This is a genomic window from Streptomyces caelestis (assembly GCF_014205255.1).
GTDB lineage: Bacteria > Actinomycetota > Actinomycetes > Streptomycetales > Streptomycetaceae > Streptomyces > Streptomyces caelestis.
The window spans coordinates 8081985-8105992 of the sequence record NZ_JACHNE010000001.1 but is presented as its reverse complement, the minus strand read 5'-3'; the positions used below and the strand labels follow the sequence as shown (position 1 = coordinate 8105992).

At 72.5% G+C, this 24008-nt stretch carries 21 protein-coding genes and 1 pseudogene; 7 read left to right on the top strand and 15 right to left on the bottom strand.

What is annotated here, in order from left to right:
• Positions 1-4: 4 nt before the first annotated feature.
• The 15 genes from HDA41_RS36700 to HDA41_RS36630 all read right to left on the bottom strand — a co-directional run bounded on the left by HDA41_RS36700 (position 5) and on the right by HDA41_RS36630 (position 16914).
• Positions 5-1012: a FecCD family ABC transporter permease gene (locus tag HDA41_RS36700; RefSeq protein ID WP_184991779.1), complete on the bottom strand. Its 1008-nt coding sequence runs from the start codon at positions 1010-1012 to the stop codon at positions 5-7.
• Positions 1009-2049 carry a FecCD family ABC transporter permease gene (locus tag HDA41_RS36695; protein ID WP_230299524.1) on the bottom strand — a complete coding sequence of 347 codons (1041 nt, stop codon included), beginning with the start codon at positions 2047-2049 and terminating at the stop codon, positions 1009-1011. The genes HDA41_RS36700 and HDA41_RS36695 overlap by 4 nt, the downstream gene beginning before the upstream one ends.
• A 98-nt stretch (positions 2050-2147) precedes the next feature.
• Positions 2148-3125, bottom strand: coding sequence for an ABC transporter substrate-binding protein (locus HDA41_RS36690; protein ID WP_376706839.1), 978 nt, complete (start codon positions 3123-3125; stop codon positions 2148-2150).
• Between the two features lie 66 nt (positions 3126-3191).
• Positions 3192-4448, bottom strand: coding sequence for a nucleotide sugar dehydrogenase (locus HDA41_RS36685; RefSeq protein ID WP_184991777.1), 1257 nt, complete (start codon positions 4446-4448; stop codon positions 3192-3194).
• 72 nt (positions 4449-4520) lie between these two features.
• Complete coding sequence (locus HDA41_RS36680) at positions 4521-6143, bottom strand: class I adenylate-forming enzyme family protein (RefSeq protein ID WP_184991766.1); 1623 nt, start codon at positions 6141-6143, stop codon at positions 4521-4523.
• Entirely contained in the window at positions 6140-7885 is a 1746-nt protein-coding gene (locus HDA41_RS36675) for a CoA transferase (RefSeq protein WP_184991764.1), read from the bottom strand. Before HDA41_RS36675 ends, HDA41_RS36680 begins: the two co-directional genes overlap by 4 nt.
• Positions 7882-8709 (bottom strand): methyltransferase domain-containing protein, encoded by an 828-nt coding sequence (locus HDA41_RS36670; protein WP_184991761.1) that lies wholly within the window; start codon positions 8707-8709, stop codon positions 7882-7884. Before HDA41_RS36670 ends, HDA41_RS36675 begins: the two co-directional genes overlap by 4 nt.
• A gap of 31 nt (positions 8710-8740) precedes the next feature.
• The gene (locus HDA41_RS36665) at positions 8741-10318 is read right to left on the bottom strand and encodes a class I adenylate-forming enzyme family protein (RefSeq protein ID WP_184994042.1); all 1578 of its coding nucleotides are present in this window, start codon (positions 10316-10318) and stop codon (positions 8741-8743) included.
• Positions 10319-10329: 11 nt separating this feature from the next.
• Positions 10330-11709 carry a protoporphyrinogen/coproporphyrinogen oxidase gene (locus tag HDA41_RS36660; RefSeq protein ID WP_184991759.1) on the bottom strand — a complete coding sequence of 460 codons (1380 nt, stop codon included), beginning with the start codon at positions 11707-11709 and terminating at the stop codon, positions 10330-10332.
• The gene (locus HDA41_RS36655) at positions 11706-12683 is read right to left on the bottom strand and encodes a UbiA family prenyltransferase (RefSeq protein ID WP_184991758.1); all 978 of its coding nucleotides are present in this window, start codon (positions 12681-12683) and stop codon (positions 11706-11708) included. The genes HDA41_RS36660 and HDA41_RS36655 overlap by 4 nt, the downstream gene beginning before the upstream one ends.
• A gap of 41 nt (positions 12684-12724) precedes the next feature.
• The gene (locus HDA41_RS36650; protein ID WP_184991756.1) at positions 12725-13834 is read right to left on the bottom strand and encodes a DegT/DnrJ/EryC1/StrS family aminotransferase; all 1110 of its coding nucleotides are present in this window, start codon (positions 13832-13834) and stop codon (positions 12725-12727) included.
• Positions 13831-15057, bottom strand: coding sequence for a DegT/DnrJ/EryC1/StrS family aminotransferase (locus tag HDA41_RS36645; protein ID WP_184991754.1), 1227 nt, complete (start codon positions 15055-15057; stop codon positions 13831-13833). The genes HDA41_RS36650 and HDA41_RS36645 overlap by 4 nt, the downstream gene beginning before the upstream one ends.
• A 107-nt stretch (positions 15058-15164) precedes the next feature.
• Positions 15165-15695, bottom strand: coding sequence for an EF-hand domain-containing protein (locus HDA41_RS36640; RefSeq protein ID WP_184991752.1), 531 nt, complete (start codon positions 15693-15695; stop codon positions 15165-15167).
• 102 nt (positions 15696-15797) lie between these two features.
• Positions 15798-16202, bottom strand: a complete 405-nt coding sequence (locus HDA41_RS36635) for a hypothetical protein (protein ID WP_184991743.1) — start codon at positions 16200-16202, stop codon at positions 15798-15800.
• A 175-nt stretch (positions 16203-16377) separates the two neighbouring features.
• Positions 16378-16914, bottom strand: a complete 537-nt coding sequence (locus tag HDA41_RS36630; protein ID WP_184991741.1) for an EF-hand domain-containing protein — start codon at positions 16912-16914, stop codon at positions 16378-16380.
• A gap of 601 nt (positions 16915-17515) precedes the next feature.
• Between HDA41_RS36630 and HDA41_RS36625 the strand changes: the two genes are divergently transcribed.
• The 7 genes and pseudogenes from HDA41_RS36625 to HDA41_RS41935 form a co-directional block, all read left to right on the top strand.
• Entirely contained in the window at positions 17516-18553 is a 1038-nt protein-coding gene (locus tag HDA41_RS36625; protein ID WP_184991739.1) for a Gfo/Idh/MocA family oxidoreductase, read from the top strand.
• Positions 18543-19502, top strand: coding sequence for a sugar phosphate isomerase/epimerase family protein (locus HDA41_RS36620; protein ID WP_184991737.1), 960 nt, complete (start codon positions 18543-18545; stop codon positions 19500-19502). Before HDA41_RS36625 ends, HDA41_RS36620 begins: the two co-directional genes overlap by 11 nt.
• Positions 19495-20949, top strand: a complete 1455-nt coding sequence (locus HDA41_RS36615; RefSeq protein WP_230299501.1) for a M20/M25/M40 family metallo-hydrolase — start codon at positions 19495-19497, stop codon at positions 20947-20949. The genes HDA41_RS36620 and HDA41_RS36615 overlap by 8 nt, the downstream gene beginning before the upstream one ends.
• Entirely contained in the window at positions 20946-22175 is a 1230-nt protein-coding gene (locus tag HDA41_RS36610) for an Ldh family oxidoreductase (protein WP_221511684.1), read from the top strand. Before HDA41_RS36615 ends, HDA41_RS36610 begins: the two co-directional genes overlap by 4 nt.
• Positions 22172-23119 (top strand): Gfo/Idh/MocA family protein, encoded by a 948-nt coding sequence (locus HDA41_RS36605; RefSeq protein ID WP_184991734.1) that lies wholly within the window; start codon positions 22172-22174, stop codon positions 23117-23119. Before HDA41_RS36610 ends, HDA41_RS36605 begins: the two co-directional genes overlap by 4 nt.
• Positions 23116-23598, top strand: coding sequence for a DUF6917 domain-containing protein (locus HDA41_RS36600; RefSeq protein ID WP_184991732.1), 483 nt, complete (start codon positions 23116-23118; stop codon positions 23596-23598). Before HDA41_RS36605 ends, HDA41_RS36600 begins: the two co-directional genes overlap by 4 nt.
• Positions 23595-23861: pseudogene (locus HDA41_RS41935) on the top strand (carboxymuconolactone decarboxylase family protein); the annotation flags it as partial. The gene HDA41_RS36600 and the pseudogene HDA41_RS41935, both read left to right, overlap by 4 nt.
• Between the last annotated feature and the right edge of the window lie 147 nt (positions 23862-24008).

The window sequence follows — 24008 nt, the reverse complement described above, 5'->3', positions numbered from 1 at the left end:
GACATCAGAACGTTCGGCTCGGGGAGCGGCGTACGACGGCCAGCAGCAGCGCGGCTCCGACGCAGGTGGTGAGGGCCCCGACCGGCAGGGTGAGCCGCCCGGAGTCCAGTGCGACCGCCAGCAGCCGCGACAGCAGTTGCGCGGCCGCGTCCGAACCGCACACCACGGCCGCGCCCACGAGGGCGGCGCCGGGCAGCGTCATCCGCAGGTCCGCACCGAACACGGCCAGCGCGAGGTGCGGCACGAGCAGTCCGACGAAGCCCAGCGCTCCCACGGCGGCCACCGCTCCCGCCGTCAGCGCCACCGCGCACAGCAGCGCGAGGGTCCGGGCCCGCGCGGCGGACAGCCCGGCGGCACCGGCGATGTCGTCGCCGCAGCGCAGCAGGGTCAGGGGCCCGGCCAGCAGCCAGGCCACGGCACCCCATACGAGCGCCCACGGCCAGAGCAGGTGCCAGTGCTGCCACACGCGACCCTCGGTCGTGCCGACGAGCCACTGGACGACGCTGCCGAGTTCACCCGGCGCGACGAGCAGCACCATGGCGGTGAGTCCGCCGAGCACCGCCGAGACGAGCACGCCGTGCAAGGCGATCTGCGCGGGGTCTCCCCGGCCGCGCCCCGCGAGCAGCCACAGCAGCGCGGCTCCGGTGCACCCGCCCACGCAGGCCGCGACGACGACGGCGAGGGGCGATTGCCACCCCGCGAGTCCGAGAGCGGTCGCGGTGACGGCCCCGAGCACCGCGCCCGGCGTCACGCCCGTGACCTCCGGGCCGGCGAGCGGATTGCGCAGGGCGGACTGCAGGACCAGGCCCGCGACGCCGAGGCACGCCCCCGCGGCGAGGGCCACCAGCATGCGGGGCAGGCGGAGCTGGAGCAGAATGTGCCGTTCCGTCGCGTCACCGCCCCCGCCGAGGACGTCCCGGACCACCGTCGGGGACATCCCCCTCCCCGCCAGCAGTTCCGCGCAGGCGCACAGGACGGCGAGTGCGGCGAACACCGCGAAGCGCCGCTTCACCGGGTCTCCTTCCCTGCGGTCGGCACGGCTTCAGGACCCGTCGCCGGGGCCTCCGAGCGAGCGGCGTCGGAGCGGGCCGCGCCTCGCCGAGCCGTCGGCTTCCGGGGGCCCGACCGGAGCAGGGCGACGCCGACGGGCACACCGAGGAGGGCCGTCCAGGCGCCGACCGGTGTCTCCACGGGTGCCAGCGCGAGCCGGGCCGGGACGTCGGCGACGGCCACCACGACCGCGCCCCACGCCGCCGACCAGGGCAGCCAGCGCACCGCGTCAGCCGCCGGATCGAGCCGCCTGGCGAGGTGCGGGGCGAGGAACCCGACCCACGCCACCGGCCCGCACACGGCCGTCACGGGCGCGATCAGCACGATGGCGATGGCCAGCGCGGCGAACCGGGCCCGCTGCGCGCGCACCCCCAGCGCCTCGGCGTCCTCGTCCCCCAGCCGCAGCACCGACAGCACCGGCGCGCACAGCACGAGCGCGGGCAACGCCACGAGCAGCCAGGGCCACAGCCCGGTGACGTCGTCCCAGGTACGGGCGGAGAGGGAGCCGAGCAGATACCGGTAGATCAACTGGAGGTCGAACTGGTCGGCCATCACCATGAGCACGAGCAGCGCGGCCTGCAACGCGGCGGCGACCGCGGCCCCGGTGAGCAGGACGGCGGACGGGCTGCGTCCCAGCCCGGCGGCGAGCAGCGTGAGCCCGCCGCCGAGCACGGCCCCGCCGATGGCCAGCAGGGGCTGGACGGCGGTGGGGATGGACACCGCCAGCACCAGGGGTGCGGCGACCCCGAACGCGGCCCCGGACGACACGCCCAGCATCTCGGGGACGGCCAGGGCGTTGCGCAGCGCCTCCTGCAGTACGAGCCCCGCCGCGCCCAGGCAGAGCCCGACGACCAGCGCCAGCACCAGCCGGGGCACGCGGAGTTCCGTGACGACGATCCCGGCGAGCGTGCGGTCGGCGTCCAGCAGCGCGCCGGGCAGCCGGTGCAGCGGGACATAGGGCGTGCCGAGACTCAGTGCGCAGACGGACGCCGCAGCCAACAGGCCGACGAGCGCGAGGTGCCGGCCCCCACGGAAGCGCGGGTGCCGCCCGCCCGAGGCCACCCCGCCCACCGCGCTGTCCGTGGCGGTCGGCGCGCTCACCGCAGCGCGGCCGTGGCCTCGTCGAGGACGATGCCCAGTGAGCGGGTGCCGCGGCCCTTGGCCCACACTTCGGAGTTCACCTCGTGGACGTCCCCGTTCCGCACGGCGGGGATCTTCTCCCAGAGCGGGTTCTTCGCCAGCTTCTCCGACAGCTTGCCGTCCGCGTCGCCGAAGGCGATCGTCTCGACGAACAGCACGTCCACGTCACGCGCGAGGATCTCTTCGAGGCTGTAACTTCCCTCCACACCGCGGGACTTCCAGGGGTAGCCCGCCAGCTTGGGGAACAGCCCGCCGGCCACGTCCGTCCCGGGCGTGGCGACACCGAAGTTCTCGTCGCTGCCGTAGATGACGAGCGCGGTCTTGTCACTCTTGGTCCGCTCGGCCTCGGCGAGCTTGGTACGGAAGGTCTTCTCGGCCTTCTCGCCTTCGGCGGTGCGGCCGGTGAGCGCGGCGACATCGCGCAGGTACCCCACGCTGTCCTGCCAGGTTTCGGGCTGCATGGGCCAGAACGTGGTGGCGTCCTTCAGGGCCGGGGCGAGCTTGCCGTGGGTGTCCTCCAGGCCGACGACGAGATCGGGCTTGTGGGAGAGGATCGCCTCCACCTCGGGAGCGATGAACCCGCCGGGAATGACGTCGACCTCCTTCGCCCTCTTCTCCCCCAGGAAGGCGGGGTGGGCGAGGAGTTCGCTGTTCGTGGCCGTGGGGACGATGCCCAGCTCGGTCAGGATGTCGTCGCAGAGCGCGAACAGGCAGACGACGCGCCGCGGTTCCTTCTCCAGGGAGACCTTGACGCCGTTCGTGTCGGTCAGCTCCCGTGTCGCCTTGATGGGTTTCACCGTGACGTCGGTCTTGGTACCGGCCGCGGCGGCATCCTCGCTCGCCGGCCCGGTGGACGCGCCGCATCCGACCAGCACGGACCCCACTAGCGCTGCGGTGATCCAGCCTCGAACACGTCTCGACGGTGAGCGCAGCATCGATGCCCTCGCTTCTCCTCAGGGGATCCGAACGCACCGAAGATACATGATAATCGTTTTCACCACTCAGAGTTGATGGGCGCGGGTGCCGCGCAGCCGGCCCCGGGTGTCCAGCAGCAGTCGGGCGTGCTCGGGCAACCGGTCCAGCGGAACGGTGTCGTGGTCCTGCACCAGAATCGTGAGGTCGGCGTCCGCGGCGGCAGCCAGGGCGTCGACGGACCGCTTCACCGGTTCGCCGCCCGGCGACCAGGCGTCCACGAACGGGTCGTGATACGTGACGTCGGTGCCGCTCTGCCGCATCAGCCGGACGAGCGCGGCGGCCGGGGTGGCCCGCAGGTCCGTGCTGTTGCGCTTGTAGGTCACTCCGACGAGCAGCACCCGCGCGTCCCGCAGGGCGCTTCCCCGCTCGTGCAGCAAGTGCTCGGCACGCCGCACGACGTGCGCCGGCATCCCGGCGTTGACCTCCTGCGAGAGCTCGACCAGCCGCAGCGGGGTCCCCCCGGTGCGCGCCCAGTGTGTGAGATAGACGGGATCGACCGGGATGCAGTGCCCGCCCACACCCGGTCCCGGCCGGAACTCCTGGAAACCAAACGGTTTCGTGCGCGCGCAGTCGAGAGCCTCCCACACGTCGACTCCCAGGGCTCGGGCGGCGACGGCGAGTTCGTTGACCAGGGCGATGTTCACGTTGCGATAGGTGTTCTCCAGGAGTTTCGCCAGTTCGGCCTCCCGGGCGGAGCCTGCCTCCACGACTCGGTCGCACAAGTGCCGGAAGAAGTCGGCCGCGGCTCTCGTGCAGGTTCGGGTGTAACCACCCACGACGCGCGGGGTGTTGCGCACACCGAAGGTCTGGTTGCCCGGGTCGATGCGCTCCGGTGAGAAGGCGAGGGAGAAGTCCGTCCCGGCACTGAGCCCGGAGGCCTGCTCCACGATCCCGCGGACGACGTCGTCCGTGGTGCCCGGGAATGACGTGGACTCCAGGACGACGAGGGTGCCGGGTTTCAGCCGGTCCCCCAGAGCGGAGGCGGCGCGTCGCACATGGGACAGGTCGGGCCGGCCCGTGTCGTCCAGGGGTGTGGGGACGCAGATCACGGCGACCGAGGCCTCCGCCAGCCGGCTCTCGTCGGCGGACGCCCGGAAACCGGCGTCCAGCATGGCGGCGAGATCGGCATCGGTGACGTCGGGGACGTGTGAGCGGCCCGAGTTCAGGGATGCGGTGACGGACGGGTTCTCATCGATCCCTATGACACGCATGCCGGCGCGGCACGCCTCCCGGGCCAGGGGAAGACCGGTGTAGCCAAGTCCGATGACGGCGACGCTGTTCATATCGCTCCCTGGATGCGCTATCTGTTCTCCGGTCATGGCCGTCATGCGGGCAGACCCTTCGGTCGTGGGCGGTCAGCGGATGTCGGAGGTCTCACGGGCAGCCATGAGCGCAAGGGTCCGGCGGCAGATCTTTCCGCTGGGGCCGAGTGGCATCTCCTCGACGCGCAGCAGGAGTTCGGGGAGTTTCCGGCGTTCGAGGCCGCGCTGGGAGTCCAGGAACGTCGTGAGTTCCCGCAGGTCCGGTGGGGGCACGCCGGGCGCCTGGCGGATGCACGCGCACAGGCGTTCCCCCAGGTCCGGGTCGGGCACACCGACGCAGGCCACCTCGGCCACGGCGGCGTGCGCGGCGAGTTCGCGTTCCACCTCCGCCGGGCTGATGTTGTAGCCGCCTCGTACGACGATCTGCTTGATGCGGCCCAGTACGTGGAGCCTGCCGCGGTCGTCCAGGAGCCCGCGGTCGCCGGTGCGCACCCAGCCGGTCGGAGTGCGGTACCGGGCGTCCAGTCCGGGGTCGGCGACATAGCACAGCGGTGTCATGGGGCCCCTGGCACAGATCTCACCGGGATGCCCGGCCGGCACGGGAGCGCCGGTGTCGTCGGTGATGCGGATCCGCGCGACGGCCGGGTCGGGAAGTCCGGTGCCCGTCTCGGGGCTGAGGCCGGTGGCGGCGGTGTGGCAGTTCACGCCGTCGGATGATCCGTAGACGGTGATGACAGGACGGCCGAACCGGGCGCGGCACGCCTCGGCGGTGGCGTCCGGGAGGGCCGCGCCGCTGGAGACGACGGCCTGGAGACCGGTGAAGTCCTCCCGCCGGGCGGGTGGTTGTTCGGCGATGCGCCGCAGCATGGTGGGCACGCCGAAGACGTGTGTGGGACGGTGCTCGACGATCACGCGGAGCGCCTCGGCCGCGTCGAAGGACTCCTGCACCAGCAGCGTGCCGCCGAGTGCGGCGAGCGTGACGGAGGTGCCGCAGGAGCCGAAGGAGGAGGCCAGCGGGACGAGCACGAGGTTGCGCATCGGGCCGTCCCCGGTGTGCAGGGCGCGTACGTAGGTGGCGCGGCCGCCGGCCATCGCGTTGTGGGAGTAGGCGACCATCTTGGGGTCGGCCTCGGAGCCGGAGGAGACCAGGATGCGGGCGGGCGCCTCGGGGTCGACGGGCCGGGGCAGGAAGGGCTGTCGCGCGGGCGCCGCGAGTGACTGCGCGGCCCGACCGCCCTCCCCGAGGGTGAACACGGATTCCAGCCAGGGGAGTCGGGCGCCCGGAACCGCGTCGGAGAGGTGGCTGACGATGACCGCGCGGGCTCGGGCGCGGGCGAGCAGGCTCGCCGGGCCTCGGCTGCCGGGCCCCGGTGGATAGGGCAGCGCCACCGCTCCGATGGCGGCGACCGCGAGTTCCGCGGCCACCGCGTCGCGTCCGTTGGGCACGCGTACGGCGATGATGTCCCGGTCGCCCAGGCCGCTTTCGGCGAGCCGGGCGGCGATGTGTCGCACCCGGGCGTCCAGCCCCGCGTAGTCCACCGAGCCGGCCGAGTCGATGACGGCCGTCCGGCCGGGGTGCCGCCTCACGTGTCCGGAGAAGAGCGTGTACAAGTCCCGGTCGGGGCACAGGCCCTGTTCGGACCAGGCGCGCCGCAGCCGGGCCGGCACCAGGTCACGGATCCCGACGCCGGCGTTCGATGTCCATCCGGTCCTCATGAGAACTCCCAGGGTGCGCGGGGAGCGGCGTGCTCCCCCACGGCCAGCGCCGGAGCGAACCGCGGGTCGCGGGCCAGGTCCGCGAGGCTGGTGCACACCGGCGTGGCGGCCACGCCCGCTGCCGCCAGCCCGGGCAGCCAGTCCGCGGTGGGCCGGGTCCGGGCCCGGGAGGCGATCGTGTCCGCGCTCGCCGAGGCGCCGAGGCCGAGCGCCCGGGCGAGGAGCCCCGGTCGCTCGCGGGCCCGGGGTCCCAGCGCCAGGTAGCCGTCCCGCGTGCGCAGCGGGCGGTCCGTCGCGGCGGGCCGTTCCGGCCCTCGGGGAACGAGGGTGGCGGCGGAGTACAGGGAGGAGTCCACGCGGCCGCCTCTTCCGGTGCGGAGCCGCGCCAGCAGTGCCGCCAGTACGCCCTGCGCGCAGACCAGCCCGCCGAGGACGTCGGTGAGCGTCATCAAGGAGGGCGCGGGCGGCTCGTCCGCGGGCCGCACGGCGGCGGCGAGGCCGCTGTGCGCCTGGACCAGGTAGTCGGTCCCCACGGGTGGTTCCGGCCCCAGGGCGTCGCCCCAGCCTGATGCCCACGCGTACACAAGGCCGGGCCGCGCCGGCCGCAGGTCCTCGGCGTCCAGCCCGAGCCGGGCCGCCTTGCCCGGCGCCCAGTTGTGCAGGAAGACGTCGGCCTCGGACACGAGGTCACGGACGGCCAGCCGTCCGGCGTCCGTGGCGAAGTCGATCTCCGTGACGGCCTTGCCGGCGTTCAGGGCGCTGAAGCGGGCCGACGTCGCGCCGGCCATCGGGGGGATGCCGCGCATCGGGTCACCGCCGGGCGGTTCGATCCGTACGACGTCGGCGCCCAGGAGCCGTAGGACGTGGCCGGCCAGGGGTCCCTGGACACGTCGTGCCGACTCGACGACCCGCAGGCCTGTCAGGGGCGCCCCGTCCGTGCTCGTGCGGGCCCTGCCGGTCGTGGTGCCGCCCGGGCCGGGGAACGGCGTGAGTGTCCATGGCGACGTCACGGTGGGCGGCGGGGGGTCTTCCCGAACGGGCAGCACGGCGGCTCCCGACCGGTCCGCGGCCGACCGGATCGCCGTGAACGGGGCACGCCGCGCGGTCGCGGGCAGTGCAAGGGGCAGCGAGCAGGTGGCGGTGGCGAACCTCTGCTGGAACGACCGCCATCCACGGCCGGTGTCGGCGCGGTCCGCGCCGAGCAGCCGCCAGAAGTCCAGCCATCGACCGGCGTCGAGGGCTTCGAGTTCGAAGCGCACACCGTCGGCGGAGACGAACGGGCGAGCGGCGGGCGCGAGTTCCTCCCCCGCGCCGGCACGCGACGGCGGGCAGTCCTCCGGGTCGTCGCCGCCGGCCGTCGCCGCCGCGAGGTACTGGGCCAGGGCCAGCAGCGCGGCCTGACCGACCGACGTCCGTACCTGCCTCACGTCGGCGCCGCCGGCCCGCGCGAGCAGTGCCGCGCAGACTCCCTGGGCCGCGAGGACGCCCGCCACCGTGGAGGCGTAGTCGACGGCGAGCGGGGCCGGGCGTCCGGCCGCCCGGCCGTGGACGTGCATGATCCCGCAGGCCGCCTGCACGGCACGCTCGTCGGCCAGGGGGACGCGGAGCGGGCCCTGCCAGTCGATGTCCCACCCGACGGTGGCGGTGGCGGGGTCGCCCACCAGGGTGAGGAGGTGCGCCGCGACCCCGGCGGCCACCGGTGCCGTGGCAGGGGACCCGGCGCGCGGTACGCAGAGCGTCATCGGGCGCCGCCCTGCTCGCCGGTCCGCGGGCGGCGGCCGTGTACCGAGTAGACGACGCTGGACGCTGCGCGGAACGACGGGTCCCGCATCAGCGCCCGTACGTCCGCCAGCTGCGCCTCGGTCATGCCCGCGGCCAGGAGTTCGTCCCGCAGGTGGTACGTGTGGTTGAGCTGCATGCGCAGGCCGGGCGACCCCGCGGTGCGCAGCTCGATGCGGGGCCGAGGATCGATGTCGACGAGCCCCGCGGCACGCATGGCGGCCGGCGCGTGACGGGCCCAGTGGGGGTCTCCCCCGCCGGCCCGCATGACGGCGCACTTGGCGTCGAGGAAGGCCGTGTAGAGCCGCGCGGATTCCTCGTCGGGGGTAAGCAGGGGCGGTTCGTAGGAGGCGTCGAACTCCTCGATGTGCAGCCACCCTCCGGGTTTCAGAGCGCGCACGAGCTTGTCGAGAACGGCGAGCCGTTGGGGCAGATGCTGCAGGACGAGACGGGCGACGACGAGGTCGAAGGCGGCCTCGGGGAGCGGATCGGTCACCACGTCGTGCTCGACCGCGGTCAGGCACGGCCCTTCCTGAATGTGGTGCGGTTTGACGTCGGTGGCCATGACCTCACCGGTGGGAGCGACGCGTTCGGCGAGCCAGCGGGCCACGCTTCCGCTCCCGGAGCCGATGTCCAGGCACCGCCACCCGGTGGTGACTCCCGTCTCGGCGAGCCTGTCGAAGGTCATCGCGTCGTACGCGTCGGTGAGGCAGCGGTGCAGTTCGTCGCTGTGCACGCTGTCGTTGTCGAAGACGTACCCCGGGGCCCGGCCCAGGCTCTCCCGCATGTCGTGTCCCCTTGTCCCGTCTTGTCCCGTCTCAGGTCCACCGGCCGGAGCCGTAGGTGCCGGTCCGTCCGGTGAGGCGGTGCAGCAGCTCCCTGCGCCGCACCTTGCCGGTGCCGGTACGCGGTACCTGGTCCCAGGTGAGGGCGACCGGTTCGCGCAGCGGCGGCAGGTCGCGCACCGCCTCCTTCCAGTGGGCCCGGTCCACCGCGCCGTCGGCGGTGACCACGACGGGCAGCGGGTCCCGGCCCGGCTCGGCGAGGACGACGCACTCCATGGCCTGCGGCAGCCGGGCCTCCAGGAGGTCCTCGGTGCGCAGGCAGCTGAGCTGCGGCGCGCGGTCCACCTCGCGATCGAGCAGCTCGATGCTGCCGTCGCGGTTGCGGGCGCCGATGTCGCCGGTGTTCCACCAGCCGCCGTGGCGTTTGGCCGACCAGCGGTCCTCCTCGCCGACGTAGCCGAGGGCGCAGGCGGCGGTCCTGGCGAGGAGCAGGCCCGCCTGCCCGGTGGGCAGGGGCCGGTGGGTGTCGGGGTCGACCACCCGCAGCCGCGTCTTGAGGGGCACCGGACGTCCGAGGTTGCGGGTTCCGGCCCCGTCCGACGCCCGGCGGACGGACTGCCGGGTGTGGAAGCGGAAGGTCAGAGGGCCCGTCTCGGTCTGCCCCCATCCCTCCATCCACACCGGACTGCGGTGCCGGCTCGCCCTGAGGTAGGCACGGACGGTGGGGGGATGCACGGCGTCGTACGTGCTGATGACCATGCGGACGCGCCGGAACGGGTTGTCCAGTCGTTCGGTCAGCGGCTGGAAGCGGACGAACGAGGCGGGCAGTGCCTCCAGGACGGTCGGTGGATGGGCGCGCAGCACCGGGTCGGCGAGGTTCGGGTCCTGCGTGGTGATGATCGAGATCACGGCGGGGCCCATGCACAGGGCGCTCGCGGTCCAGCAGAACGTCCTGCCGTGCGCGAACGCGCTCGCGTTGACCAGGACGTCGCCGCGTCGCAGGCCGATCCGCGGCAACCGCACGCTCTCGAATCGCGCCAGCTTGCCGATGATCGTTCGGGTCGAGTGCACCACCAGCTTGGGCACGCCGGTGGTTCCCGAGGTGTGGTTGATCACCAAGGGTTCGTCGTCGTGTCGGCGGTGGGCCCCGGGGGCGGTGTGTCCGCGTACGTCGTCCATGCCCAGCGTCCCCGGCACGGTGCCGTCCAGCACCAGGGTGACCCGTGCGATCGAGGCCAGGTCGGTGCCTTCCGTCCGGCCGCGTTCCAGTACCTCCGACGTCGTGACGAGCAGGGCGGGGGCGAGCCGGGCCAGCAGCGTCCCCAGCGTCTCGCCGGACAGGTGCGCGGACAGTTGCGCGGGGACGGCGCCGACGCGCACGGCGGCGCAGGCCAGCAGGTCGTAGTCCCAGTGGTTGTCCTTGACGATCGCCACCCGGTCGCCGGGGCCGGCCCCGGCGGCGTGCAGCCAGCCGGCCGCCTCCCGTACGAGCGTGGCGAGTCGTGGGAGCGTGTGGTGGGTCCGGGCGTCCGCGTCGATGTCGAACGGCCGGTCCAGGTGGACCTGCGTGCCGACGCGGTGCTCGGCGCACTCGTCGAACAGGACGCCCATGTCGTGCGGTTTCACGAGACGTTCTCCTCGGTGGGGCGGGAGGTGGGGCGTGTCCGTCCGAGGGCCCGCGACGGCCGCAGCCGGCTGAGGACCCGTGAGGCGGCGAGCGCGCCCGAGCGCACGGCGCCCTCGCTGGCCGGCCGCAGCATCACCCAGTCCCCGGCGTATTCGACCGGCCGTGCGGCGCGTGCCATGAACCGCGCGCGTCGGCGCAGGGCGTCGGGAGTCGCCTCGGGCAGGCCGTGGGTGAAGGCGTGCACGAAGTGGCGTCCCGCGGTCGTCTCCAGACCGGGGACGTACCGGGTGGCTGCGCGCACGAGCCGGTCGGCCGTCTGCCGCTCCGGCGCGGTCAGCAGTTCGGGGATGCCGCGGGCGTCGGCCATCAGGGTCAGCAGTCCCTTGCCCGCGGGCGCCCGGTCGGGGTGTTTGGCGTGATCCACGATGATCGCGGAGAGCACGTCGTCCTCCGCGTCCGGCGTCAGCAGGACGTAGAGCGGTGTGCCGGACGGCGGTGCGAGCGGCCGGTCCAGCAGGCAGCTGACCTTGAGCGTGGGGGTGAAGGTGCAGGCCGACAGGAACGCACGCTCGTCGGCGGGGGCGTTGACGTGCAGGCGCGCCGCGACCGGGGCGGGCAGGCAGAGGACCACCGAGCGCGCCGTGACGCTGTCGTCCCCGACGCGCAGCCGCACGCGGCCTTCCTCGGTGACGACCTCGTGCACCGGACTGGCGGTGACCACGTCGAGCCCCTCGGCCAGCCGCCGGGCGAGCAGGTCCATGCCGTCGCGGTACGTCCGCCAGCCGACGGCCGGTCCCACCTCCAGGAGCAGGCTGAGCATCGGTGCGACGGCGGAGCGCGCCGTGTCCCAGCCGAAGAAACTTCCGGCGACCGGCTGCAACAGGTAGTCGTGCACGTCCCTGTGGTACCGGCGGGCGAACTCCCTGACCGTCAGGGCCCGTGCCGGGGTCCGTTCGGGGTGATCGGCGTCGAACTCCCGCCGGTGCGACCCCGTCCAGGCCAGAAGCCGGGCGAGGTCGAACCGGGCACGGGGGGAGAGCCCCGCGCCGGTGAGCACCGCGGACGGGTCCGCCACGCCGGGGTGGGCCCGCCCGCCGCGCCACACACCGACCGGCTTGCCGATGCGCGGCACGTCGCCCTGCGGCACGCCCAGCCGCGCCAGCAGCTCCCAGGTCGCGCGGTAGCCCTGCTCCGAGATCTGTTCGGCACCCTCGTCGATGGTGTATCCGGCGTGCCGGAAGCTGCGCATCCTGCCACCGACGTGCTCGTGCTGTTCGTAGACCCGCACGTCGAGGCCCGCGCGCCGCAGTTCGTGCGCGGTGGTCAGTCCGGCCATGCCCGCGCCGACCACGGCCACGTCGAGATCAGGGCTCATCCGGTGGCCCCCGCGCCGACGATCAGGTTCGCCGCGATCAGCAGCACGGTGCTGACCCGGTGTGCGGAGAAGCCGAGCTTGCGGGCGCGCATGATGTCCCCCTGGCGGAAGCCGGTGCGGTACTGCCGCACGCGCAGCGCGGTGACGGGCAGCATCAGGAACACGAACCACCACGGGGCGATCCCGGCGGCGGAGGCGATGGCGCCGGTCAGGAATTCCGCCGCGGACAGTGCCCCGATGAAGACGGCGTTGCCCTTCGGCGACACCAGGCACGCCACCGTGCGACGTCCGACGGCCCGGTCCCCGGGGATGTCGTTGGTGTTGGAGTACACGCCGAACAGCAGCGGTCCACATCCGAAGAGCACGCCTTGCACCAGTACGAACCCGGAGAAGTGCCCGGCCGTGAGCCCGTACGCGCCCATCACCAGGGCCGCGCCCAGCCCGGCGAGGAAGATCTCCTGGAAGCCGTGGTAGCTGATCTTCAGCCCGTAGGAGTACTGGACGGAGACCACGAACAGCACCGCGATCAGGACCACGGTCCAGGTCGGCCGATGCGGGGCGGTCGCCACGGCGGCGGCCCACAGGGCGGCGCCGGCGGCGGCGGTGGCCCAGCCGAAACCGAGTGCTTCGCGCAGGGTCAGGGTCCCCGCGACGAGCGGCTTGCGGAGTTTGTTGCGCAGTGGGTCGTCCGGGCCGTAGTTCGCGGCGTCGCTGCCGTCGCGATAGCCGGTCACGTCGTCGAGGGCGACCATCGCCACGATGACGCAGACCGCTCCGAGGAGGAACAGGGTGAGCGTCACGATGGTCGCGGGCCGCAGCCCGGAGACGGGCAGCAGTACCGCGGACAGGGCCACGGCGACGCTCGGGTAGTAGTCGTAGACGTCGAGTTTGCCCAGCCGGGCATAGCTGCGCAGCTTGCTCTCGGGACGTGCCGTTCCGGACGGGAACGGTCCGGCCTCGGTGCGGGTCGTCATCTGCTCCACTCCTTCACGTGTGTTCGGTCGGCCGCTGCCGCTCAGCCCGCGTAGGCGCAGACCGTGTCCGCGACGTGCTCCACCTGGGCGTCGGTGAGGCGCGGGTGGACCGGGATGGCCAGTTGGCGCCGGCTGGCGCTCTCCGCGTGCGGCCAGCTCCGGCCGGCGGGCGCGAACCGGGTGAAGGCGGCCTGGCGCGGCAGCGGGAGGGGGTAGTAGACGTGGCTCTCGATCCCCCGCTCGGCCAGGTACCGCCGCAGTTCGTCGCGCTCCTCGACGAGCAGCGAGTACACGTAGAAACAGCGGCCGTTGCGGCCCGGCGGCGGGGGCAGCACACCGCGCTCGGCGAGCGGAGTGAAGCGGTCGGTGTAGTAGTCGGCGATGCGGGCCCGGCGTTCCAGCAGTTCGGGAAAGCGCGGGAGCCGGTGGAGCTGGAAGGCGGCGAGCACTTCGTCGAACCGGCTGTTGTAGCCGGTGCGCGGGTAGACGAAGCGCTCACTCTGCCCGTGGTTGCGCAACGACCTGACGGTTCGGGCGAGTTCGGGGTTCATGGTGACGACGGCGCCGCCCTCGCCGGCCGTTCCGAAGGTCTTGACCTGGACGAAGGAGAACACTCCGGCCTCGCCCCAGGTCCCGGCGGGCCGGCCGTCGAGGACTCCGCCCTGCGCGACTGCCGAGTCCTCGACGAGGCGCACTCCGTGACGCCGGGCGATCTCGCGCATGCGGGGCATGTCGGCCATCACGGAGAACATGTGCGCGGGCATGATCGCCCTGGTCCGGTCGGTGATCGCCCGCTCCGTCTCGTCGGGGTCGGCCACCATCGTCCACGGGTCGACGTCCGCGAACACCGGCGTCGCCCGCAGCCCTGCCACGGTGTTGGCCAGCGGCGCACAGCCGTAGGCCGGCACGACCACCTCGTCGCCGGGTCCGATGCCCATGGCGTGCAGGACGAGGGTCAGTGCGGAGGTGCCGCTGGAGCAGGCCACGACGTCGGCGGCGCCGAGCGCGTCGCGCAGGGCCTCCTCGAAACGGGCGGTGTGCTCGCCGAGCAGGAACCTCTGCTGCGGCGCGGTGCCGATGTCGTGGACGAGGTCCATGAGCAACTGCCGGTCGTCCTCGAAGAGGTCCGGGGCGAAGAAGGGAACCGTCACGCCGGCCTCCCGGCCGGGAATCGGCGGACGAGGTCACACACCGTGTCGACGTCGTCGACGCTCATGTCCGGGTACAGCGGCAGGGCGAGGGTGCGCTCGCAGGCCGTCTCGGCGTGCGGGAAGTCACCGCGCCGGTATCCCAGGTGGGCGAAGCACTCCTGGAGGTGCAGCGGGGCCGGGTAGTACGTCTCGGTGCCCACGCCGTGCTCGGCCAGGTACGCCGCCAGTTCGTCGCGCCGCTCGACCTCGATGAGGTAGACGTAGAAGACGGGGTGGGTCCGCGCGGTGCGGGGCACCACGGTGGGGAGCCGGAGTACGCCGGGGGTGCCGGCCAGCCGTTCGGTGTAGGCGGCGGCGAGCCGGGCCCTGCGCGCGATGTCCTCGTGCAACCGGGCCAGTTTGGCGAGGAGGACAGCCGCCTGGATATCGTCCATCTTGCTGTTGACGCCGTTGACGGTGGTCTCGTTGCTGATGCCCGGGAAGTGGGCCAGCGTCCGGCCGTGGCGCCCGTGGTGGCGCAACGCCGCCGCCGTCTCGGCGAGTTGTGGGTCGTCGGTGAGAATCGCCCCGGCATCGCCGATGGCCCCCAGTGTCTTGGTGGGGAAGAACGACAGCACACCACCGGCTCCGAGCAGCCCGGCGTGGACACCGTCCCACCGCATGCCGATGGCCTCCGCACTGTCCTCCACGACGGTCAGCCGGTGCCGGCGGGCGAGATCGAGGATCGCGTCCATGTCGGCCGGCTGGCAGAACAGGTGGACGGGCATGATCATGCGGGTGCGCGGAGTGACCGCGTCGGCCGCGGACTTGGGGTCGATCGTGTAGGTGACGGGGTCGATGTCGGCGAAGACCGGGCGGCCGCCGGCCAGTACGACGGAGGAGGCCGAGGCCACGAAGGTGAAGGCGGGGACGATGACCTCGTCACCTGGTTGCAGGCCGCAGGCGCGCAGCAACAGCACCAGGGCGTCGGTGCCGCTGTTCACACCCACCGCGTAGCGTGCGCCGGTCCACCTGGCCAGTGCCTCCTCGAACCGGGCGACCTGCCGGCCGTGCGAGAACTTGCCGTTGTCGAAGACCTCGGTGAGCCGGGTCCGGATGTCCGGCCAGAGCGCTTCGAAGGTCCGGGCCTGGGTGAAGAAGGGCACCTGCACCGAGGTGTCGTCCGCGGTGCCGGCCGCCCAGCCGCGCCTGCCGTTCCTCGGTCCGAGGGATGCGCTGGACATGGTTCCTTTCGTGGCGCCGTGGCGAATCGGGGTGCCGGTGAGGGGGTACGCCGGCGCTCCCCGTGGGCCGGGGAGCGCCGGACGCCGACACCGGCTGGCCGGACGGGTCAGAGCAGGGAGAACTCCAGCTCACCGGAGTGGAAGCGGTGCACGGCCGTGATCAGCTCGTCGACGGACAGATGGCCGTCGGCGTCCGTGTCGATCAGCTTGAACGCCGTGTCCGCCGTGGACGCGTCACTGCCGATGGCACCGATCCAGCGCTGGAACTCCTGGGGGCTGACCTGACCGTCACCATCGGTGTCGCACAGGGCGGCCATCGCGCTGATCGTCGGACGCAGCACCTGGTCGAAGCCGGCCTCCCCGCGGTCGAGCACCTGCTCCGCCGCCACGGCCTTGAACCGGTCGTAGTCCAGTGCCCCGTCACGGCCGACTCCGGCCTGCCCCGCGAGGTGATCCCACATGCCGAGGTACGCGTCGGTGAGAGCCCGGCCCTTCGGGGAACTCTCGGTTTCTCCGAACGACAGCAGAATGCGTTGTGCCTCGCCTTCCCAGTCACTGCGGTCGATGGTGCCGTCGCCGTTCTTGTCCCACATGTCGAAACGGCGACGCAGTCGCTGCTCCTGTACGGAAGTCGTCACGCTTCTTCCTTTCGTTTTTCTTTTGGGACCTGCGTTTCAGATATTTACCTGAACCGGATTCGCCAACCCACTCTTACGAGTGAGAATAATAAAGGGGGGCTTTTATACGCCCGCACCATTACTTCGCCGACTCAGCACAATGACCAACCCCGCCATGGCGATCGGGGCGACTTGAGAGATGAGTTGTCCGACCACGTCCACGGTCTCGAATCGCCCGAGATGCGCCACGTGGAATACCAGGTGCGGAATCGTGAAGGCGAGACTGCCGAAGGCCGCCGCCCGCACCAGGGACCTCTCGGGACGAACAGCGGCCCACAGCAGGACCGTCGTCAGACCGAGCGACAGAGCACCCAGGTCACGTACGAGGTGTTCGTTGTACGGGGGGAATTCGGTCAGCCACGCGAGCGCCGGGAGAGGAAACGCGTCGTGGAACGATCGAGGCGCGAACAGAGCCCACGCGCCGGGCACCCCCTGCCCCAGCGACAGCAGCACCAGCGCGGCGCGCACCAGGAGGCGCCCGGTTTCTGGGCCCGGCCCCGGGGACTCGGCCCGCCGGCCGGTGCCTTGCGGTTCGGCGGACCGGAGCCCGTTCCCGGCGCTCGCGGGGCTCAGCGGTGTCCGTGGGCGGGGGCCCGCTCCGAGCGATCCTCGTCCGTTGCGGTCCCTGCCGTGGGTCCGCGCGTCAGACACCCAGCAGCGGGGCGTCGAGCTCACCCGCGTGGTACTTCCCCACGGCGGCCACGAGTTCGTCGACGGACAGCCGTCCGCTGCCGTCGGTGTCCACCTGGCGGAACGCCTCGTCCGCGTCGATGTCACTGCCGATGGCCCCGAGCCACTTCCGGAACTCCTGCTGGTCGACCTCCCCGTCCCCGTCGACGTCACACAGGTCGACCATCGCGCGGATGCTGGGCCGCAGCATGGTGCTGAAGCCGATGGCGCCCTGGCTCAGCATCTGGGTGTCGGCGATCTCGACGAACTGCTCGAACGTCAGGGACTGGCCGGCGTCGAGGCCGGCCTGTTGCGTCATGTAGTCCCACATGTGCGGGTACGCCTGGAGCAGCGCCTGCGCCTTGGGGGAGTTCTCCGGCTCACCGAAGGCCTCGACGATGCGCCGGGCCTCCGCCTCCAGGTCGCCGCGCTCGATACGTCCGTCCCCGTCGGTGTCGTACAGCGCGAAACGCTGACGGAGACGCTCGGCCTGGGCGGTCTTGTTGGACATCTGACTCCTCGTCGTCGAAAGCTGCGAAGAAATCCGACTGTCTCGCATCCGAGACCGCGGGAATCCGAAAAAAGTGACTTTCGGATTCCTGAAGGGTGATTCAGTCTCGCTGCAAGATACATGAGTACCGGCAGCCTTCCAGGCCTGTCAATGGAGAGAAGTACCGCCGGAAGAGCGCAGAAACATTTTTTCCGCTCTTCGGGCCCCGCGTCACGGCCGATTGTTTTCGTCCACGGGTTCGGCCTTGAAGCCGGAGCCGCCATCCTGCACCGCGCCGGCTCATCCGGCCGGTCAGCACAGCCGTCTTCGTCGTGAATTCCAGCCATCCTGCCGCGGGACGCAAAAATCAGCGGCCTCACCCATGGCAGGCCCCCTTCGGATACGATGCGACGAGGTCGCGACAACCCTTTCTCCACGTATTCCGCGAGGACTGCCGTGCGCGTTTCAGGGACGGACGGGATGGGTATGCAGAAGAATTTCGACGCCATTCACCAGCCTGCACCCGGTGCACTTCACACTGCATACACGCACGAAATCATACCGGTGTGCGACTTTCGAGAAATTGCACGAAAAAGGGCTGCGTGAAAATGGGGGTCGAGCCTTGCTGTACACGTTGATCGTCGGCCTGGGCCGCTCGGGCCTGGGGCTGCATGTGCCAGTGCTGTCGCGTGCCCGGTCCCACGTCGCCGGCACCTTCGCCGACCACCCGATCGTGGGAGTGGACCCCGGCAACACCGCCCGCGTCGAGCGGCCGGATCTGCTGATCGCCGAATCCCTGCGCCGGGCGCGCGATCTTCTCGACCCGGCGCGGACCGTCGTCCATCTGTGCACTCCCCCCGCCGTGCGCGCCGAGGTGCTCCGCGAGGTGGCCGCGCTCGGGTTCTCGCGGATTCTCATGGAGAAGCCGCTGGCCGGCGACCTGGACGAGCTGCGGAGCGTCCTGCGGCTCACGCGGGAGCAGGAGCTGCGCCTGTCCGTGGTGGCGCCCTGGCTGCACAGCACGCTGACCCGGCGCCTCATCCAACTGGTGGGCGATCGGGGGCCCGGCGCTGTTCGTTCCGTGTCCGTCACCCAGCACAAGCCCCGGTTCCGGCGCTCGCTGAGCACCAGCAGTCACACCTCAGCCTTCGACGTGGAGGTGCCGCACGCGGTGGGTCTCCTCCTGCGCCTGCTGGGTGACGCCCAGGTGGGCGGCGCGCGCTGCGCCGACCTGCGGGTGGGAACGACGACGGTGCCGAACATGGGCGGTGCGCATCTCGAACTGCTGCACACGGGCGGGATCCGCAGCGAGGTGCTGTCCGACCTGTCCGCACCGGTACGTCAGCGGCGGATCGTCCTGGGCATGGAGGACGGAAGCGTCGTCGGGCACTACGCGGTCGGCCAGGACGACGACTTCGCACAGGTGGAGATTACGCGTGACGGCCACACCACCCGCGAGGTCCTCCGTGACGACTCGCTCACGGCATGTCTGACCCATGCCTATCGCGGCTACGCCGAGGGCGGCGAGGGAGCCGGTGCCGGTGCCCTCGGCCTGCACGTGCGGACGGTCGAGCTGCTGGACGAGGCGAAACGGTGGGCGACCCTGTCTCCCGCCGGCGGCACGCAGCCGCGCAAGGAGGCCCTCTCGCATGGGCGTTGACCTTCCCGGAACGGGCCCTGAGGAGTCCCGGCGCGGCGGGACCGAGGATGCCCCGAGCGGGCGGGCGGCCCCCGGTGTCCGGTTCGCGGGCATCGGGGACGAGGCCGCGGCGGATCTCACGGGGCAACTTCACGCGCTGCGCCAACTCGGCTGGGGGGCGATCGAGCTGCGCACCGTCGACGGCGTCGCGGTCGCCGACCTCGACGAGCGGTCCTTCGCCGCCCTGGCCGACCGGATCGCGGCAGCCGGTCTCGACGTCGTCTGCGTCGATTCCCGGATCGCCAACTGGAGCCGTCCGATCACCGGGCGCTTCGAGGACGACGTGCGGGAGCTGCGGCGGCTGGCCCGGCGCTGCGCCGCCCTCGGCACCCGGTTCGTCCGGGTGATGTCCTACCCCAACGCGGGCCTGGACGAAGAGGAGTGGGGCAGGCGGGCGCTGGACCGGATGGCCCGGTTGGTCCGGCAGGCCGAGCAGGAGGGGCTGGTGCTGCTGCACGAGAACTGCAGCGGCTGGGCCGGCACCCGGGCCGACCGGATGCGGGAGCTCCTCGACCGCGCCGGCGGTCCCGCGCTGCGGCTGCTGTTCGACATGGGCAACGGAGTGCCTCACGGCTACGACGCCCGCGCGCTGCTGGCCGAGATCATCGACCACGTCGCTCACGTGCACGTCAAGGACGCCAGGACCGGGCCGGACGGCCAGGTCACGTACACACTGCCGGGCGACGGGGAGTCCCGCGTGCGCTCCTGCCTCGCCGCCCTCCTCGACCACGGTTACACCGGTGCCTGGTCCATCGAACCGCACACCCGTCTGCAACCGCACCGGGGCCAGGACACCACCGGCGCCGACAGTGTGGCGGCGTTCGTCCGCTACGGGCGGTGCCTGGAACGGCTCGTTCGGCAGGAAACCGGGCCTGCCCGGACTCCCGCCGGTGGGGAGCGGCATGGCTGACGTCCCGTCCCGGCCTCCCTTCCCGGCCGCACCCGCCGCCGTGCCCCCTTCCGCGGCCCTGCCACCTCCCGCGGCCCCTTCTCCTCCCGTCCGATTGACGCCGGCCGATCACGACCTGCTGCTCGATCTGCTCGCCACTCCCACGGCCGGGCCGCTGGAGACCGGCCCCGACGGTCCCGCCGCTCGCCTTCGGGAAGCCGGGCGGGCCTACGCGACGGCCGCCGCGGCGATCGGTCTGAGAGTGCTGCGCCACGCCCCGCCCGATCCGGCGGCGCTGCGCCGGGACGACGTGCCGCTCACGGTCCGGGAGGCGGCGCGGGACGAGACGTTCCTGGCCCGGCAGCCCAGCCTGGTGCTGCGCCTCGGCCCCGAACTCCCGCGCCGGGACACGGTGATGTTCAACGTCCACCTGGACACGGTCGCCGGCTGGTGGCCGGCCCGCTTCGACGGCCGGCGTTTCACCGGCCGGGGAGCGGTCGACGCCAAGGGCCCCGCCGTCGCCCTGCTCGCCGGCATCCGGGCCGCTCGCGCCGCCGAGCCGGCCCTCGGCAGCCGGATCGGTGTGCTCGTCCAGGCAGTCGCCGGGGAAGAAGGCGGTGCCATGGGCACGTTCGGCACCAGGCCGCTGGTGGAGGACGGGTTCACCGGCGGGCTCAACCTGTTCTGCGAGCCCACCGGGCACCGCTTCCTGCCCCGCTCGACGGCATCCATGACGGCCCTGGTCCGCGTCGAGGGAGAGGACGCCGTGGACGACCGCCCCGAAGCCGGCCACAACGCGACCGTGCTGCTCGGACACATCGGCCACTACCTGGCCCGAGCCCTGCCGCCGCGGATCGGCGACGGCAGGGTGTGCGTGGCCGGCCTGCACACCGGCGAACGGCACAACCGGGTCTACGGCACCGGCCGGCTGCTGCTCAACATCTCCTACGGGTCACGGCCGGCCGGCCGAGCCGCCGAGGCCGCGCTGGAGCAGGCGCTGCGCGAGGCACTCGCCGACTTCGCCTCCGGCGCCGCCGGCATCCCCGACCTGGCCAGGACGGCCCTGGACGCGGCACGGATCACGTCCCTGCACTGGCACAAACGCGGCCTGCCCGCGCTGGACGGCCGAGGCCGCGCGCCGTGGGCCGAGGAACTGCTGGAACAGCGCGCGGGCCTGGTGCGCTGGCCCGACGAGGAGCCGGCCTTCACCTGCGACGCGATCTGGATGGCGGACGTACCCGACAGCTACACGGCGGTCTTCGGCCCCGGCGACCTGGACACCAACCACGCGCACGCCGCCGGCGAGTACGTCGACCTGGACGACCTCGACCGGTACGCCGACGAGATCGCCCGCATTCTCGTCGCCCGGGTCCGCCACGGGCCGCCCGGCGGCGGTGCCGGCGACCCCTCTCACGCTCACTCAGCTGCCGTGCCCGACGCGGCCGCGGACAGGATCTCTCCTCGATGACCTCGACAGTTCCCTCCACCTCCACGGCCTCCGCAGACGCGACCGCCCCGGCTGCCGCGAGATCCCGTTCCGGACCGTGCGTCGTCCCGCCGGAGGCCTCCGGCACTGCCGGCGACGTCGCCGTCCGGGTGCCGTACCCGGACCTCCTCGCGTTCGTGACGCGGGTCCTCCGCGCCAGGGGACTGCCCGAGGACCGGGCGGGCACCGCCGCGGAGGCACTGTGCCACGGCGACCTGACGGGCTTCACCAGTCACGGCGTCACCAACCTCACCCGGCTCTACCTCCCGTTGCTCGATTCGGGCCGCTGCGACCCGCACGCGGAGCCGCGCATCGTCGCCGACCACGGTGCCTCGGTGCTCCTCGACGCCCGCCGGGCGCTCGGGCTGTGGGCCGCCACCGAGGCGATGGACCTGGCGGTGGAGCGCGCCCGCCGGTACGGGGTCGGCATGGTCTCGGTGCGGGGAGCCACGCACTTCGGCTGCGCGGGCCACCATGCCCTGCGCGCGGTCCGGCACCACATGGTGGGCCTGGTCACCGCCAACTGCGGCCGGCAGCGGATCGTCCGCCCGGTCGGCGGACGGGCTCCCATGCTGGGCACGAATCCGCTCGCGCTGGCCGCCCCGGCCGGCGACCGGCCGCCGTTCGTCCTGGACATGGCCACCACGGTTGCTCCCACCGGCAGGGTCCGGGCCGCCGCACGCGCCGGGCAGAGCGTGCCCGCGGGTTGGCTGCAGGACGACGCCGGTGCGCCGGTGACCGACCCGGCCGCCTTCGACCGCGGCCGGGCACACCTGCGCTGGCTCGGCGGTGACCCCGACACCGGCGCGTACAAGGGCTTCGGGCTCGGTCTGCTGGTCGAGGTGCTGTCCGCACTCGTCCCCGGAGCAGGAATCGGCCCGCGGGAGGAGACAGCGGGGCCGGCCGGCCCCGACGATGACATCGGCTGCTTCATGCTGGCCGTCGCCCCCGGGCGTCTCAGGCCCGAGGCGGAGTTCCGCGCCGACGCGGCCGACTTGTTCGGTGCCCTCCTCGGCTGTCCGCCGGTCCGGGCGGACGAACCGGTGCGCTATCCCGGCTGGCCGGAGGACGCCCGCTCCCGGGAGCGGCGCGCTCACGGCGTCCCGCTGGAGCCGGCCCTGCACCGGGAGATGCTCGACCTGGCACAGGCCAGCGGTCTCGGCTTCCCGGAACCCGTCCGGCCCGCAGAGGCGGGGAGCCCGGCATGACGCTTCCCCGCATCGGCCTCATCGGCCTCGGTGTCATCTCCCGCTTCTACCTGGCCGCGCTGGAAAGCGCCGGGTGCGCGCGGCTGGTGGCGGTGTGCGACACCGACGAGAACCGGCTCGCCGCCGCACCGGCGCAGGTGCCGCGCTACCGCGACCACCGTGAGCTATTGCGGGCCGCGGACCTGGACGCGGTGGTGGTGAACGTGCCCAACGACCTGCACTATCCGGTGTGCAGGGACGCGTTGGCGGCCGGACGCGCGGTCTGCGTGGAGAAGCCGCTCGCCACGCGTCCGCACGACGGCCACCATCTCGCGCGGCTCTCCCGGCAGAACGGCACCGTGCTGTTCACCTCCTTCCACCGCCGCTACAACAAGGAGGTCGACGCGCTCCGCCGGCGCATCGCCTCCGGCGCGCCGATCGTGTCGCTGACGGTGCGCTACGAGGAGACGATCGAGGAACACGCCGGCCGGGACCGCTGGTATCTCGACCCGGAGCGCTGTGGGGGCGGCTGTGTCGCCGACAACGGGCCCAACGCGTTCGATCTCGTTCGCCTGTTCCTCGGAGAGGTACGGGTGACCGAGGCCACCGTGCACCGCGATGCGCGGGGCGTCGACCGGCAGGCGCAGGTGCTGTTGACCGCCTCGTCCGGCGCGGCGGCCGCCCGGGTGGTGCTCGACTGGTCCCGTCCCGGCGAGTGCAAGACGGTCGAGGTGCGACTCGCCGACGGGACCGTCGACCGTGCCGACATGCTCGCGGGTCATCCGGAGTTCAAAGGGTCCCTGTGGCACGAATACGTGGGCGTCCTGCGGGACTTCACCGACGTGCTGTCCGGCCGGCGCACGAACGGCCCCGACGGTCTGGCCGCCCTGGAGCTGGTGGCCGCCGCGTACGCGCACGAACGCCTCGGCCGCCCCCGCACCGGGCAGGAGGTACGCCACCCGTGACACCCGGAGAGGACGGTGCCAAGCGCGCCGTGTACGGGCAGCTGGTGAAGGTCCTCACCCACCGGCGTGACGACCGGGGAATGGCTCTGGAGGAGTTCACGAGCCGGTGTGTCCGCCGTGGGGAGGTGCATGAGCTGGTGACCACCGACCACACCGAGACCGCCACCGGTGCCCGGATCGACCGCGTCGGGTTCCTGGGCTTCGTGGAGATCGGATGCGCCGGGGTCATCGACCGGGGCGACGAGGTCTGGGCCGGCGGGAGCCTGGTGGGGACGGTCCTGGGATTCGACGCCTGCCACTTCCCGAACCACTACAACATCCTCGTCTCGGCGCCCGAACGGTTCACCGGCCCGCAGCTCGGCCTCGCCCCCGAGGCCGAGGTCAGGTTCGAGCAGCGCGCTGAGGAGCCACACCCGCCCGGAAGCAACCCGATGCCGCGCGGCCGACGCCCGCCGGCCGATCACCTGGAGCACCCGTGAACCCGCGCATCGACCTCGCCGAGCTGGAGCCCGCCGCCTACCGGGCCATGCTGGGCCTGGAGCAGTACCTCTCGGCCAGCCCACTGCCTGCGCCGCTGCGCGAGCTGGTCAAGCTGCGGGCGAGTCAGCTCAACGGCTGCGCCTTCTGTGTGTCCCTGCACAGTCACCAGGCCAAGAACGGCGGAGAAGCGGACGAACGGCTGTTCTCCCTCGTGACCTGGCGCGAGTCCCCCTTCTTCACCCAGGCCGAACGTGCCGCGCTCGCACTGACCGAGGCCGCCACCCGCCTCGACGCGGAGGGAGTCCCCGACGAGGTGTGGAACGAAGCCGCCGCCCACTACGACGACCGGCAACTGGCGGCGCTCGTCATGACGGTCGCCACCGTCAACGCCTGGAACCGCATCGGCGTC

What these genes read in the sequence shown, in the direction of transcription:
- HDA41_RS36690 (WP_376706839.1), bottom strand. Translation starts at nt 3,125, where the DNA reads ATGCTGCGCTCACCGTCGAGACGTGTTCGAGGCTGGATCACCGCAGCG.
- HDA41_RS36685 (WP_184991777.1), bottom strand. Translation starts at nt 4,448, where the DNA reads ATGAACAGCGTCGCCGTCATCGGACTTGGCTACACCGGTCTTCCCCTG.
- HDA41_RS36680 (WP_184991766.1), bottom strand. Translation starts at nt 6,143, where the DNA reads ATGAGGACCGGATGGACATCGAACGCCGGCGTCGGGATCCGTGACCTG.
- HDA41_RS36675 (WP_184991764.1), bottom strand. Translation starts at nt 7,885, where the DNA reads ATGACGCTCTGCGTACCGCGCGCCGGGTCCCCTGCCACGGCACCGGTG.
- HDA41_RS36670 (WP_184991761.1), bottom strand. Translation starts at nt 8,709, where the DNA reads ATGCGGGAGAGCCTGGGCCGGGCCCCGGGGTACGTCTTCGACAACGAC.
- HDA41_RS36665 (WP_184994042.1), bottom strand. Translation starts at nt 10,318, where the DNA reads ATGGGCGTCCTGTTCGACGAGTGCGCCGAGCACCGCGTCGGCACGCAG.
- HDA41_RS36660 (WP_184991759.1), bottom strand. Translation starts at nt 11,709, where the DNA reads ATGAGCCCTGATCTCGACGTGGCCGTGGTCGGCGCGGGCATGGCCGGA.
- HDA41_RS36655 (WP_184991758.1), bottom strand. Translation starts at nt 12,683, where the DNA reads ATGACGACCCGCACCGAGGCCGGACCGTTCCCGTCCGGAACGGCACGT.
- HDA41_RS36645 (WP_184991754.1), bottom strand. Translation starts at nt 15,057, where the DNA reads ATGTCCAGCGCATCCCTCGGACCGAGGAACGGCAGGCGCGGCTGGGCG.
- HDA41_RS36630 (WP_184991741.1), bottom strand. Translation starts at nt 16,914, where the DNA reads ATGTCCAACAAGACCGCCCAGGCCGAGCGTCTCCGTCAGCGTTTCGCG.
- HDA41_RS36620 (WP_184991737.1), top strand. Translation starts at nt 18,543, where the DNA reads ATGGGCGTTGACCTTCCCGGAACGGGCCCTGAGGAGTCCCGGCGCGGC.
- HDA41_RS36615 (WP_230299501.1), top strand. Translation starts at nt 19,495, where the DNA reads ATGGCTGACGTCCCGTCCCGGCCTCCCTTCCCGGCCGCACCCGCCGCC.
- HDA41_RS36610 (WP_221511684.1), top strand. Translation starts at nt 20,946, where the DNA reads ATGACCTCGACAGTTCCCTCCACCTCCACGGCCTCCGCAGACGCGACC.
- HDA41_RS36605 (WP_184991734.1), top strand. Translation starts at nt 22,172, where the DNA reads ATGACGCTTCCCCGCATCGGCCTCATCGGCCTCGGTGTCATCTCCCGC.